Genomic DNA, 12,891 nt, shown 5'->3' on the forward strand with positions numbered 1-12,891 from the left:
CAGCCTCATGCAACTGTTCAGGTTTCGAAGACGGCGCGGGAAGGGGCCATGCCAGGCACCGGTCTGCCTTGCGGACGACCAGGATTCTCTCGGCCTCCTTCCCGCCTCCCACCATACACCAATTCGAACACACAGGATTCTCGGGACGGGGCCCGAGAATGACGACGCGTCGAGGATGGAGGCCATCCTTCGCCCGTTTTGGCAGCTTCGCCATCACCGAAAATGACGCAGACCCACCCCCCAAACCGTCATTCTCGGGCCCCGTCCCGAGAATCCAGGGGAGCGTCGAACGCCGCCCGGTCGGCCAGGCGCCCTTGAAGCCACAGTGAGAGAGCCGGTCGCAGTCTTTGACCGGCGCCATGGGGTACTCTCATCCGCCGCATAGGCTCCATAGCACTGAACCCGGAGGCATCCTCGTGGGCCGCTGCTATGACTCCTGCCATTGATCCATGATGGTGGCCCGACGTCCGTTCGCAGGCCCGCCCAACTTCGAAAACGCGGCCCGGCACGCTGAACGCGCCGGGCCTATCCGTTAAAGAATGAACCGCGACAGGTCGACGTTGCCGGCGATGCCGTCGAGGGCCTTGTGGACATAGGCGGCGTCGACCGTGTAGCGCTCGCCGCCCTTGTCCGGGGCTTCGAAGGAGATGTCGTCGAGGACGCGTTCCATCACCGTCTGCAGGCGCCGGGCGCCGATGTTTTCGACCGAGCCGTTGAGCGAGACGGCGAGATCGGCGATCGCGTCGATGGCGTCGTCGGTGATTTCCAGATCGACGTTCTCGGTCTTCATCAGGGCGATGTACTGCTTGATCAGCGAGGCCTCGGTCTCCGTCAGGATGCGGCGGAAGTCCTCCTTGGTAAGCGCCCGCAGTTCGACGCGGATCGGCAGGCGGCCCTGGAGCTCGGGCAGAAGGTCGGAGGGCTTTGACACGTGGAAGGCGCCCGATGCGATGAACAGGATGTGGTCGGTCTTCACCGCGCCGTGCTTGGTCGCCACCGTCGTTCCCTCGACGAGCGGCAGGAGATCGCGCTGCACGCCCTCGCGGCTGACACCGGCCGAATGCCCGTCCTTGGTCGCGACCTTGTCGATCTCGTCGAGGAAGACGATGCCGTTGTTCTCCACCGCCTCGATCGCCTCGCGCACGACCTGTTCCTGATCGAGCAGCTTGTCGGATTCCTCGCCGATCAGAAGGTCGTAGCTCTCGCGCACGGTGGTGCGCCGCTGCTTGGTGCGCCCGCCGCCCATCTTGCCGAACATCTCCGACAGGTTGAGAACGCCGATATTGGCGCCCGGCATGCCGGGGATTTCCATGCCGCCCATCGGATTGCCGGTATCGGCGACCTCGATGTCGATCTCCTTGTCGTCGAGTTCGCCGGCCCTCAGCTTCCTGCGGAAGGAATCCTTGGTCGCCGGCGAGGCGGTCTTGCCGACCAGGGCCTCGAGCACCCGGTCTTCGGCGCCCTGATGCGCCTTGGCCTTGACCTCCTCGCGCTTCTTCTCGCGCACGAGGCCGATGCCGATCTCCACGAGGTCGCGGATGATCTGCTCGACGTCGCGGCCGACATAGCCGACCTCGGTGAACTTCGTCGCCTCGATCTTGATGAAGGGCGCGCCGGCGAGCCTTGCGAGGCGCCGGGAAATCTCGGTCTTGCCGACGCCCGTCGGCCCGATCATCAGGATGTTCTTCGGCATCACCTCTTCGCGCAGCGAGCCCTCGAGCTGCTGGCGGCGCCAGCGATTGCGCAGGGCAACGGCCACGGCGCGCTTGGCGTCCTTCTGGCCGATGATGTGCCGGTCGAGCTCGGAGACGATTTCGCGGGGGGAGAAGTCAGTCATCAGTGTCACTTTTTCTGAGGTCGGAATGAGTTGGGGCCCGGGCGGCTGGCCGGTCTTCTGGTCTTCGTCGGTTTCGTCAGCAGGGCGCTGCCAGCCTCTGCGCATCGTCCTTCTCGGCGAGCCGGTGTTGGCCCTTCGTCGTCGTTCGGCTCGCCTGCGAGCGCCGGAAACGCCCACCGGCGACCGGGGCGTCAGTCTGTCACAGGTCGGCAGAGCGGCCGCGGACCTGTACGCCCGCAGGAGGCCGAACGAGACCGCGCCGGATATTCACCTTTGCGCCTGCGTCCCCTGACTTTGAAAGCTCGCGCCGTGGGGCGGGGCGCGCCGGTTTCGTCCGTCGCATCGTCTGGCTAGATGGGATCGCGATGGGCCGAGTGCCAGCCTTTCCTTCCAAGATGGTCTCGAACGCGTCATCGGCTCTTCAATCGTCGTGCAAATACGGTCAGACTGAGGCAGCGATTCGCCTGGGGTGGCGGGTTCCGATCATCGACGAGCGGAGCCGCATTCCGCGCGATGGCTCATGCGGCATCGTTCCTCGCGGCTCATCGTCGGGCCGGGCCAAAATCTCGGCAGGGGCACGAGTATCGGGCCGCGACAACCAGGGTCCATGATGGCATCCTCGGTTGGCATCGTTGGAAGACACGCCTGCCGGTCGGCAGCGGGAAAGGCATGCCGGTGACAGCGGCTCTGGAAATTCTCGCGCGAATGGCTTCGCCCTGGAGCGAGGACGATCTGGTTCTGGCCATCGACGAGGTAGCAGAGCAGTACGGTTTCAATCACGCCGCGTCGCTGTCGCTGCCCTCGACCGACGACGTCGGCCTCGCCACCCGTGTTATCCACAGCAACTGGTCGCCGGCTTTCGCCCGGGGCTACGAGGCGCATGGGCTGCACAAGTCGAAGATCGTCGTCGGAACGCTGAGAACCGATCCGATGCCCTTCGTCTGGGATGCCGAGACGCTCTACGGCACCGACGAACCGGATCCGAGTCCCGCCGCGCGCTTCCTCCTGCAGGAGGGGTATCTCGCCGGCGTGCTCCTGCCGGTCCATGCGATGACCTCCTTCAACGGCGCCTTGTCCTTCGCGGGCCGAACGCCCAACCTCTCCGATCAGGCCGTCGCCGAACTGCACCGTTTCGCTTTCACCTATTTCTGCATGCTCGCCGGGGTGCGCTTCGAGGAAAACCAGAAGAACAACCCGCTTTCGGGGCGCGAGCGCGACTGCCTGAAGCTCGCCATGCTCGGCAAGACGTCGAGCGAGATCGGTATCATCCTGTCGCTCTCGGAATACACCGTCTCGCAATATCTGACGGCCGCCCAGCGCAAGATGAACGCCGCCAACCGCACCCACGCCGTCGCCATGGCGGCGCAGCTCGGCTATCTGTCTTGAGTCAGGTCCGGAATGAGCGCGGACCGGAATTCGGGTTCAGTCGGCAACTTCCTTTTCCAGGATTCCCGTAACCAGCTTGTTCAAGCTGATACCGGCGCGCTTGGCGGCTACCGCAAGCTGTCGGTGCAGACGAGGCTCGGCTCTCACGACAAACTGGCCAGAGAAAGGCTTTTCAGGTTCTTCCCCGCGCTCCCGACAAAAAGCGATGTAATCTTCGACGGAATCGATAAAGGCCTTTTTCAACTCTTCGACGGATGTTCCTTCAAAGGTAATGACGTCCCTGAGATTCAGGACCTCTCCGTGGAAACTTTCCGCCTCCTCGTCGAAATCTATCCGCGCCTCGTAGCCGCGGTGGTGCATAATGGTCATGGCTTTCGTCCTGCCTCTTCGAGAAACCGCTGAAGGGACCGGATCGCCCCCTTGCTGGTTTCCTTCTGCGGATGGGGGCGATGAAACACGGCGCGTGCTCCGCCGAGGGCCACACGAACCCGCGAGCCGCTGCCTTCGCTCACATCGGCACCCATCGCCACCAACAACGCCTCGATATCCCGCCAGGCGATTCCGCCTGAAGTGGGATTGGCGAAGATTTCATCGAGGAGTTTGCGTTGTCGACGGTTCATCTATGAACATAGTATCACAAATCGATAGCTTGAAATGGCGGGCGAACGCAATTCCAGAACAGCCGATCTTTGATCGCGGCGCGATCCAAAACTTAGGAGTGAAATGACGCTTCCGTCCGGCGCTCTCCACCTGCCTGGCCATTTCGATCGCCACGCCCAGTCGGCGCTGGTCGAGGATATCCGCGTCGTCGTCGCGGCCGCGCCGCTCTATACGCCGGTGATGCCCCGCTGGGGGCGGCCGTTTTCCGTGAAGATGACCAATTGCGGCCCGCTCGGCTGGGTCGCCGACAAGTCCGGCTATCGCTATCAGCCCCGGCATCCGGTGACGGGGGAGCCATGGCCGCAGATCCCGCCGGCGCTGCTTGCCCTGTGGGACGACGTCGCGGGCTATCCCCATCCGCCGGAAGCCTGCCTCGTCAACTTCTACGACGACGCGGCGAAGATGGGGCTTCATCAGGACAAGGACGAGGCGGATCTCGACGCACCGGTCGTCTCGGTGTCGCTCGGCGACGATTGCCGGTTTCGCGTCGGCGGGACGCAGCGGGGCGGGCCGACGACGAGCGTAAGGCTGGCGTCGGGCGACGTCTTCGTCCTCGGCGGCGCCGCACGGCTCTGCCATCACGGCGTCGACCGGATCTATCCGGCGACGTCGACGCTTCTGAAGAACGGCGGGCGGATCAATCTGACGCTGAGGCGGGTGACGAAGCCGACTTGAAGGGGCGGCGTGGCCGCCCCTTTTTTCACTCCGCCGGCGTTCCTTGGCCGGCGAGCCACCGCTGGTCGATCTCGGGCAGGGGATCGCCGTCGATCCTCGCCTCGAAGCCGCGCAGACGCTTGTAGATCGACAGGAGCTCGACGATCGTCGTCCAGGAATTCACCAGATACTGGAAGGATGTGCGCACCTGCTCGAAGGCGTTGAGGATCTGGTTCATGATTCCGAGCGTGATCGCGCCGGCGATGATCGTCGGCGCAAGGATGATCATCGGGAAGATGACGTCGGTCTGCAGATACGCAAAGCGCGCGACGTTGAAGTACATATAGTGGAAGTACAGCCGGAAATAGTTTCTCCGCACATGTGAGAACAGTTCGAAGACCGTCGGCGGCTGCGCGCGCGCGGCCGAATCCTCGCCATAGACGAGCTCCTTGCGATAGGCCGCCTCGACCCGCTGGTTCTTGAACTCCAGCCCGGGCAGCTTGATGCCGACGAGCGCGAGCAGCGCGGTGCCGAAGGCCGCCCAGAGGATTGCCGCGACGACCAGCGCATAGGGCACGTCGCCGATCAGCGGCAGCTTGGTGATGTGGGCGGACAGGACGACCAGCACCGGCAGGAAGGCGATCAGCGTCATCACCGACTGGACGAGGCTGGTGCCCAGATCCTCGGTGGTGGTCGAAAACCGCATCGTGTCTTCCTGGACACGCTGGGAAGCGCCCTCGATGAGCCTCAGCTTCTGCCAGTGCGACATGTAATAGTCGTTCATCGCCGTTCGCCAGCGGAAGATCCAGTGGCTGACGAAGAAGGCGGTGAGAACGCTGAGCGTCACGCCGACCAGAGCAAGGCCCGCAAAGGTTTGCATCTCGCCGTAGAACGCGCCGATCGAGACGGGCTTCGTCTTGCCGAGCGCCGCCTGGATGAGATCGTAGAACGGCCCGTACCACGAATTGACCGCGACCGAGACCTGCACCTGGAAATAGATGGTGAACAGGATGAGGGCCGAGCCGAGGATCGACCAGTTCATCCACGGATGCGGCGCGTAGAAACGCCAGAACGCGTAGAAAGGCAGGGTGAAGGCGGCGAAATAGAGGTAGAACCACAGGAAGGGCGGCGACCAGAAGAGCGATATGCCCACCGCCGGCTCCAGCCCCGGCCCGAAGGGCGGCATGCCGAACTGCGCCCCGAGCTGATCGCCGCCGGCATACCACAGAGCAATGGCGATCGCCGTCCAGACGAGAAGCGACAGGAAGAACGGTTTCGGCCTGGGAAAGAAGGATACGAACATCGCTGGCGGCGTCCTTGGCAGCGGGAAGGCCCCATTTCGACCGGAGGGGGTCGCTGGGCTGTCACCTCCCCTGAATGCTCACCTAAGCTGTAGGTGCCGCTGACGTCTCGTGAAATATCGTTCATCTCTTGCGGCCAGTATCAGGGAAGCAGACCTGAATACGCCGCCGCCGGCCACCGCGGCCTGACTCAGAGTTTTCTGAGCGCCACCTGCTCGATCAGATGATCCTTGCCCTTTCTGAGGATCAGATCGGCGCGCGGCCGGGTCGGCAGGATGTTTTCGTGGAGGTTCTGGGCATTGATCTCCGACCACAGCCCCTCCGCGATCTGAAGCGCCTCTTCTTCGGAGACCTTCGAATAGCGATGGAAGAAGGAGCCTTCCTGGCGAAAGGCGGTCTCACGCAGGCTCATGAAGCGGTCGATGTACCAGCGGTGGATATCGGCTTCCTCGCCGTCGATATAGATCGAGATGTCGAAGAAGTCCGAGACGAAGGGGATCGCCTTGCCGTCCTTGGGCATCTCGCGCACCTGCAGGACGTTCAGCCCCTCGAAGATCAGGATGTCCGGCCGGTCGACGACGACGGTCTTACCGGGCATCACATCGTAGACGAAATGCGAATAGACCGGCGCCTCGACCTTCGGCCGGCCCGCCTTGATGTCGGACAGGAAGCGCAGGATCTTGCCGATGTCGTAGCTTTCGGGAAAGCCCTTGCGGCGCATCAGGCCACCGGCCTCGAGCACGGCGTTGGGATAGAGAAAGCCGTCGGTGGTGACGAGATCGACCTTCGGTGAGGACGGCCAGCGGGCCAGAAGCTCCTTGAGGATGCGGGCCGTGGTCGACTTGCCGACGGCGACCGAGCCGGCGATGCCGATGATGAAGGGCGTCTTGCGGCCGGGCTGTGCGCCGAAGAGAAAGCTCTGGCGCTGGCGAAACAGCAGCTGCATCGCCTCGACATGGGCATAGATCAGCCGCGAGACGGCGAGGTAGATCCGCGCCACCTCGCCGAGATCGATCGGATCGCCGAGGGATCTGAGCCGCGTCACCTCGTCTTCGGAAAGCGTCAGCGGCGCGTCGGCGCGAAACCGCGCCCATTCATCGGCGGTGAAGACGCGGTAGGGCGAATATTTCGCCGGCGCCAGCTGATCCATCAGTGGCTCGTCGCCCGCGAGCGGCCGGCTTTCTCCTCGAGGCCGGTCTGTGCGGTTCTTCGGGCAAGCTCGGCCATCACCGACGACAGCGGCACATGCTTTAGATGGAGAAGCACGAGCAGGTGATAGAGGAGGTCGGCGCTTTCGGAGGCAAGCCTCTCGTCGTCCTCGCCGATCGCGGCGATGACCGTTTCGACCGCCTCTTCGCCGAGCTTCTTGGCGGTGTGGGCAGCGCCCTTTTCCACCAGCGTCGCCGTGTAGGAGGACGGATCGCCGGACGTGGCGCGCGCCGCGACGATCTTTTCGAGGTCCTCGAGGGTGAAATCGCTCATGCCTGCCCTTTCCTCACATTCTCCGCGCGCATGCCAGCTTCAGCCGGTCTTGTCGAGACGCATGGGAATTCCGGCCTTCGCCATGTGGCGCTTGGCCTCGCCGATCGTGTGGGTGCCGAAATGGAAGATCGAGGCGGCCAGCACGGCCCCGGCATGGCCATCCCGCACGCCGTCGACCAGATGATCCAGCGTGCCGACCCCGCCCGACGCGATCACCGGAACATGCACGGCATCGGCGACGGCTCTCGTCAGTTCGAGGTCGAAGCCGGCCTTGGTGCCGTCCCGGTCCATCGAGGTGAGCAGGATCTCGCCCGCACCGTTGGCGACGACGAGACGGGCAAATTCCGCAGCGTCGATCCCCGTCGCCTGGCGCCCGCCATGGGTGAAGATCTCCCAGCGGGGGGTCTCGCCTTCGCCCGCCACGCGCCGGGCGTCGATGGCGACGACGATGCACTGATCGCCGAACTTGTCGGCGGCTTCCTTGACGAAATCGGGGTTCTTCACCGCGGCGGTGTTGATCGAGACCTTGTCGGCACCGGCGAGCAGCAGCTTGCGCACGTCTGCGACCGTTCTGACGCCGCCGCCGACGGTGACCGGCATGAAGCACTGTTCGGCCGTCTTGGCGACGACGTCGAAGATCGTCTCGCGCTCGTCGGACGAGGCGGTGATGTCGAGGAAGCAGAGCTCGTCGGCGCCCGCTGCATCATAGGCCTTGGCGGCCGCCACCGGATCGCCGGCATCGCGCAGGCCCTCGAAATTGACGCCCTTGACGACGCGGCCGTCCTTGACGTCGAGGCAGGGGATGATGCGGGCTTTGAGGGTCATGGGTCCGGCGTTAGTCTGCGTTCGCAGGACGTTCATAAAGGCAAGCCGGGTGGATCGCGAGAAGTTTTCTGATTTCGTCTTCTACGCCGACGAGAGCGGCGATCACTCGCTCATGTCGATCGACAGAGGCTATCCAATTTTCTGCCTTGCGGTTTGTGCTTTCGACAAGCGCACTTACTCGCGGTCTATCGTTCCGAAATTCCAAGCATTCAAGTTCCGCTATTTCGGCCATGACGCCGTCATTCTGCATGAACGCGACATCCGCAAGCAAATCAACGATTTCAAAATCCTGATCGATAAACGCATCGAGGAACGGTTCCACTGAGAACTCACGCATCTCGTTGCGCAATCGCGTTTTCGGATCTTTGCCTGCGTTATCGAGAAGATGCGGATCGGTGCCGACCTGTTCCCAGAGCACCCGTATCACGTGTCCCTCAAGATGTGTCTGCAATGCGCGTACCGATTTCTGGAAGAGCGAGCCCAGGCGGATCGGCTTTCCCACTTCGTGTTCGAGCGACGGGGTCTGAAGGAAGACAGGGAACTGGAACTCGAATTTCTTCGGATCGTTTCAGGGCAGAACGATTTCGGACGCCATTTTGCTGGTTTTCGTCTGGTCTTCGCGGACAAAAAGATCAACTCGACGGGACTTCAGATTGCCGATCTGGTCGCGCGGCCGACAGGAGTTCATGCCATGCGGCCGGGTCAGAGAAACCGAGCGTTCGCCGCCTTCCGCTCCAAATTCATAGGGATACCGGCGAGTGGGTACGGGAACCGCGGTATTCATGTGATGAAAAAGCGAAAGGCCTCGGATTCCTCCAAGGCCTGACGCCGACCGGGAACCCCCAATCCATTTGCTTGTAAAATAGAGAAAAACGGGACAAATGTCAATTGCGCCCTTGACAAAAAGTCAAAAACGAGTCCGCCGAATCATCCGCGACGCCAAGCTTCGTCAAGCAATCCCGCGATAGAGTTCGGCAAGGGCGAGTGCGATGCCAAGGCCTTTCAGCTCGATCGCTTCCTCTCGCCCGGCCGTCATCTCCGGCTTGCCGAATGCCCCGTCCTCGCCGCGCGACCAGAGCCAGACGCGGGGCTCGTCCTGGGAGAGGACGAGGTAATGGTGCAGGCTATCGAGGGCGGTGTATTCCTGAGCCTTTTCGCCGAAGTCAGTGGCCAGCGAGGAGGGTGAGAGAATCTCGGCGACGAGGATCGGACGAGCGCTGGCAAGGCTGATGGCAGAGCTGGCCTCGCGCGGCGTGACGAGGACGTCCGGGTATCGCACTCCGAGGGGCGTTTTTACGGCGTAATCCGAGCCGGTGACGACGAACCTTGACTGATCGAGGACTGTCTTCAGCACGAAACCGAGCTGCATCATCAGTTCCGCATGTCTCTCCGTGCCGCCGGTCATCATCTCGACGATCCTCCCGCTGACGAATTCGCGCTTGCCTTCGCGGCCTTCGTTCCAGCGCAGAAAGTCCTCGACGCTTTTGATGGCAGGGGTCTGGATGTTCATCGGCGCCTCCGTTTGTCAGCGAAATCGGCAGAACGGCGGGTCATGCCGGGAGGGCGGTTCGATCAAAGCTTCGAACAAGGCTTCGACCGGCATCGTTTCGTGACGGCATCGTCTCACCATCATAGCCGAAACCGATCCCCTGTGGAATTGAGGCACAATCGGCTGCTCCCGCTTGCCCCCGTCCAGCCATTTTGCGACGAAGGCGCAGTGGGGAGTATGCCATGCGCGAGATTGTCTTCGACACCGAAACCACCGGCCTCGACCCTTCGGTCGAGCGGGTGATCGAGATCGGCGGCGTGGAACTGTGGAACCACATTCCGACCGGCCGCGAGTTTCACGTCTTCATCAGGCCGGAAGGCCGCAAGGTCGATCCTGCAGCCTTCGACGTTCACGGGATCTCAGACGAATTTCTGGCCGACAAGCCGGTGTTTTCCGAGGTGCTTGATGAGTTTCTCGACTTCTTCTCCGATGGCCGGCTGATCGCCCACAACGCATCCTTCGACATGCGCTTCCTCAATGCCGAGCTCGGACGGCTGGGAAAGCCGCCGCTCGCCCCGGAGCGCGTTCTCGACACGCTGGCGATGGCGCGGCGCAAGTTTCCGATGGCGCCGGCGACGCTGGACGCTTTGTGCTCGCGCTTTTCGATCGATACCTCGCGCCGCGACAAGCACGGCGCGCTGCTCGATTCCCAGCTTCTCGCCGACGTCTATATCGAGCTGATCGGCGGCAGGCAGGCGGCGCTTGGCCTGGTTTTCGGGGCCGACACGGCGGCGGGCGAGGGCGAGGCGGGCGGGACGGTCCACCGGATCGCGCCAAGGCCGGTGCCGCTGGCGCCAAGGGTCAGCGAGGAGGAGCTGGCCCGGCATCTCGCCTTCGTCGAGACCCTCGGCGAAGACGCGATCTGGTGGCGCTATCTCGACCGGCCCGAAAAGGCAGAGGCCGAGGCCGGCTGATCGCCACCCTTTGCAGGCTTTGCCGCAAGCTTCGCTCAAAACACCTGAGGCCATGAAAAACGCCGGCTCGATCGCTCGGGCCGGCGTCTGGTATTTTGCAGCGAGAAAGGATCCTTGGGATCGACCTTCAAAGTCCCCGCAGATCGCCTCAGGCGGTCTGCACCTGCTGGCGCGCCCGCTCTTCGGCCATGCGCTGCTGGAACAGCTTGGCAAAGTCGATCGGGTCGATCATCAGCGGCGGGAAGCCGCCGTTGCGGGTGACGTCGGCGACGACCTGGCGGGCGAAGGGGAAGAGCAGCCGCGGGCATTCGACGAAGAGCAGCGGCAACATGTGCTCCTGCGGGAAATTCTCCAGCCGGAAGACGCCGCCATATTCGAGTTCGACGGCGAACAGCATGTCGGCGCCTTCGCCGGCCTTGGCGTTCAGCGTCAGCCGGACGTCGAATTCGTTCTGGCTGCCCTCGATCTGGTTGGCGCCGACATTGACGCCGATATTGATCGCCGGCCCGCGTGCCTGCGAGCGCAGCACCGCCGGGGCATTGGGGCTCTCGAAGGAGAGGTCCTTGATGTACTGGGTGAGGATGTTGAGGCTCGGCGGCGTGGCGGTCTCGCCGCTCGCGGCGCCATTGGTGCCGTTGGTTTCATCGATCTGGGACATCGTCGACCTTTCTTGCTCGTTCCGTGCGAGACGCACCCGAAAGGGGCGCTACGCGAGGTGCCGGGCCCTTCCAGCCGGGACGCCCGGGGAGAAATTCGTTCAGCCGTGCGCCTATCACGCAGCCGTGCCAATCACAAGGCGAGGTTCCGCTATGGGATATTCGCCACCGCTCGTGCGGGCGCAGCTCAGTGGATCGTGCGATTGGGCGGGCTGCCCCCTTCGTCTTCACCGTGCCAGGGCGAGGAGGGATCCGGCCGGCGCCGATAATCCTCGCCGGAAAGATCGACGACGTCCGGCTGCGTCCGGCTCGCCCGTTCGGGGGTGGCCCCGAAGCCGCGGGACGTGCCTGACTTCGCCATCACCACCACCTTTTCGCTCAGGCTGCGCCGGATCCAGCTGCGGATGCCGGGCACGAACAGGAGAAAGCCGATGGTGTCGGAAACGAGGCCCGGCGTCAAAAGCAGGATGCCAGCCGCCATGATCATCACCCCGTCGACGAGTTCGCGCCCCGGCACGCGGCCGGCGCTGGTCTCCGCCTGGATGCGTTTCAAGGTCCCGATCCCCTGGCGCCTGAGCAGGAAGGACCCGATCACCGCCGTCAGAACGACGAGGCCCAGTGTCGGCCACAGGCCGATCAAGTTGCCGACCACGATGAAGACGGCAATCTCCATGACCGGAATGGCCAGGAGGAGGAACGGGATGATGGCGAATGGCATGAGATCGATCCTTGCAGTCACCCGGCCGTCCATTTTGCATGTCCGGGCTTCTCACGCCGCGCATCGACGTACGCGGCTCAACAGTATAGTGAGGACGAACATAGGAAGGTCCAGCGGCGATTTGAATGCGGGGGCAGGCGTCTCTATATGAAGACAGTTCTGATCGGCGGAGACGAGGGTGACAGCGCGCAATGAGTTTTGGGACGATTTTTTTTATTGTGCTTGCGGCGATCGTCCTGTTTCAGCTGCGCAATGTGCTCGGGCGGCGAACAGGCAACGAGCGACCGCCATTCGACCCGTATTCCCGCACTGAAACCTCCCGGGAAGAGGCGGCGACGAACGGTAACGTCGTCACCTTGCCCAGCAGGCGGTCCGAGGACGACGAGGGCGTGCCGGCGCGCGTGCTCTACGAGAAGGTGGACAAGGTTGCGACGCCCGGTACGCCGCTCAATGCCGAGCTTCGCAAGATGCGCGACGCCGATCCCGAGTTCGATCCGATCGAGTTCCTCGACGGCGCCAAGATCGCTTATGAAATGATCGTGACCGGCTTCGCCGATGGCGACCGGCGTCTGCTCAAGGGCCTGCTCTCTCCCGACGTCTTCGCCGATTTCGACAAGGCGATCGGCGAGCGCGACGCGGCTGGCCAGAAGATGAACTCTTCCTTTGTCGGCATCGACGACGCCAAGATCGTCGCGGCCGAGCTGAAGGAGCGGGAAGCGCAGATCACCGTGCGCTTCGTCTCGCAGCTGATCAGCGCGACGCTTGCGCCCGACGGTGCGGTCGTCGATGGCGATCCGGAAGCCGTGGTCGAGGTTCGCGACGTCTGGTCGTTTGCTCGCGACATCAAATCGCGCGATCCCAACTGGAAGCTCGTCGGCACCGAATCCGACGAGGCGTGACTTGCCGGAG

At 63.3% G+C, this 12,891-nt stretch carries 16 protein-coding genes; 6 read left to right on the plus strand and 10 right to left on the minus strand.

Going from position 1 to position 12,891, the window contains the following annotated elements; all coding sequences use genetic code 11:
• Positions 1–532: 532 nt before the first annotated feature.
• Entirely contained in the window at positions 533–1,837 is a 1,305-nt protein-coding gene (hslU, locus tag J6595_RS16845; protein WP_209595797.1) for an ATP-dependent protease ATPase subunit HslU, read from the minus strand.
• 669 nt (positions 1,838–2,506) lie between these two features.
• Between hslU and J6595_RS16850 the strand changes: the two genes are divergently transcribed.
• Complete coding sequence (locus J6595_RS16850) at positions 2,507–3,223, plus strand: helix-turn-helix transcriptional regulator (protein ID WP_245198638.1); 717 nt, start codon at positions 2,507–2,509, stop codon at positions 3,221–3,223.
• A 36-nt stretch (positions 3,224–3,259) separates the two neighbouring features.
• On the opposite strand, the gene J6595_RS16855 is transcribed toward J6595_RS16850, so the two are convergent.
• Entirely contained in the window at positions 3,260–3,592 is a 333-nt protein-coding gene (locus J6595_RS16855; protein ID WP_209595799.1) for a type II toxin-antitoxin system HicB family antitoxin, read from the minus strand.
• Positions 3,589–3,843 (minus strand): type II toxin-antitoxin system HicA family toxin, encoded by a 255-nt coding sequence (locus J6595_RS16860; RefSeq protein WP_209595801.1) that lies wholly within the window; start codon positions 3,841–3,843, stop codon positions 3,589–3,591. Before J6595_RS16860 ends, J6595_RS16855 begins: the two co-directional genes overlap by 4 nt.
• A gap of 103 nt (positions 3,844–3,946) precedes the next feature.
• On the opposite strand from J6595_RS16860, the gene J6595_RS16865 reads away from it, so the two are divergent.
• Positions 3,947–4,558, plus strand: coding sequence for an alpha-ketoglutarate-dependent dioxygenase AlkB family protein (locus tag J6595_RS16865; protein WP_209595803.1), 612 nt, complete (start codon positions 3,947–3,949; stop codon positions 4,556–4,558).
• 25 nt (positions 4,559–4,583) lie between these two features.
• Here the strand turns inward: J6595_RS16865 and sbmA are convergent, their stop codons facing one another.
• From sbmA to hisF, 4 genes are all read right to left on the minus strand, one after another.
• Entirely contained in the window at positions 4,584–5,840 is a 1,257-nt protein-coding gene (gene sbmA / locus J6595_RS16870; RefSeq protein WP_209595805.1) for a peptide antibiotic transporter SbmA, read from the minus strand.
• 188 nt (positions 5,841–6,028) lie between these two features.
• Complete coding sequence (gene coaA, locus J6595_RS16875) at positions 6,029–6,988, minus strand: type I pantothenate kinase (protein WP_209595807.1); 960 nt, start codon at positions 6,986–6,988, stop codon at positions 6,029–6,031.
• Entirely contained in the window at positions 6,988–7,320 is a 333-nt protein-coding gene (locus J6595_RS16880; RefSeq protein ID WP_209595809.1) for a phosphoribosyl-ATP diphosphatase, read from the minus strand. The genes coaA and J6595_RS16880 overlap by 1 nt, the downstream gene beginning before the upstream one ends.
• Before the next feature lie 39 nt (positions 7,321–7,359).
• The gene (gene hisF / locus J6595_RS16885; protein ID WP_209595811.1) at positions 7,360–8,145 is read right to left on the minus strand and encodes an imidazole glycerol phosphate synthase subunit HisF; all 786 of its coding nucleotides are present in this window, start codon (positions 8,143–8,145) and stop codon (positions 7,360–7,362) included.
• Positions 8,146–8,194: 49 nt separating this feature from the next.
• Here hisF and J6595_RS16890 point away from each other — a divergent pair, with 49 nt between their 5' ends.
• Together J6595_RS16890 and J6595_RS16895 are read left to right on the plus strand one after the other, a co-directional pair.
• Positions 8,195–8,470 carry a DUF3800 domain-containing protein gene (locus J6595_RS16890; RefSeq protein WP_209595813.1) on the plus strand — a complete coding sequence of 92 codons (276 nt, stop codon included), beginning with the start codon at positions 8,195–8,197 and terminating at the stop codon, positions 8,468–8,470.
• 60 nt (positions 8,471–8,530) lie between these two features.
• The gene (locus J6595_RS16895) at positions 8,531–8,971 is read left to right on the plus strand and encodes a DUF3800 domain-containing protein (protein ID WP_209595815.1); all 441 of its coding nucleotides are present in this window, start codon (positions 8,531–8,533) and stop codon (positions 8,969–8,971) included.
• 123 nt (positions 8,972–9,094) lie between these two features.
• Here the strand turns inward: J6595_RS16895 and J6595_RS16900 are convergent, their stop codons facing one another.
• Positions 9,095–9,655 carry a Uma2 family endonuclease gene (locus tag J6595_RS16900; protein ID WP_209595817.1) on the minus strand — a complete coding sequence of 187 codons (561 nt, stop codon included), beginning with the start codon at positions 9,653–9,655 and terminating at the stop codon, positions 9,095–9,097.
• Between the two features lie 221 nt (positions 9,656–9,876).
• Between J6595_RS16900 and dnaQ the strand changes: the two genes are divergently transcribed.
• The gene (gene dnaQ, locus J6595_RS16905) at positions 9,877–10,608 is read left to right on the plus strand and encodes a DNA polymerase III subunit epsilon (protein ID WP_209595819.1); all 732 of its coding nucleotides are present in this window, start codon (positions 9,877–9,879) and stop codon (positions 10,606–10,608) included.
• 148 nt (positions 10,609–10,756) lie between these two features.
• On the opposite strand, the gene secB is transcribed toward dnaQ, so the two are convergent.
• On the minus strand, positions 10,757–11,266 hold the full coding sequence (gene secB, locus J6595_RS16910) for a protein-export chaperone SecB (RefSeq protein ID WP_209595821.1): 510 nt from the start codon (positions 11,264–11,266) through the stop codon (positions 10,757–10,759).
• 185 nt (positions 11,267–11,451) lie between these two features.
• Positions 11,452–11,982 carry an FxsA family protein gene (locus J6595_RS16915; RefSeq protein ID WP_209595822.1) on the minus strand — a complete coding sequence of 177 codons (531 nt, stop codon included), beginning with the start codon at positions 11,980–11,982 and terminating at the stop codon, positions 11,452–11,454.
• A 191-nt stretch (positions 11,983–12,173) separates the two neighbouring features.
• Between J6595_RS16915 and J6595_RS16920 the strand changes: the two genes are divergently transcribed.
• Positions 12,174–12,881, plus strand: a complete 708-nt coding sequence (locus J6595_RS16920) for a Tim44/TimA family putative adaptor protein (RefSeq protein ID WP_209595825.1) — start codon at positions 12,174–12,176, stop codon at positions 12,879–12,881.
• Positions 12,882–12,891 lie beyond the last annotated feature (10 nt).

The organism is Jiella mangrovi (genome assembly GCF_017815135.1).
GTDB lineage: Bacteria > Pseudomonadota > Alphaproteobacteria > Rhizobiales > Rhizobiaceae > Jiella > Jiella mangrovi.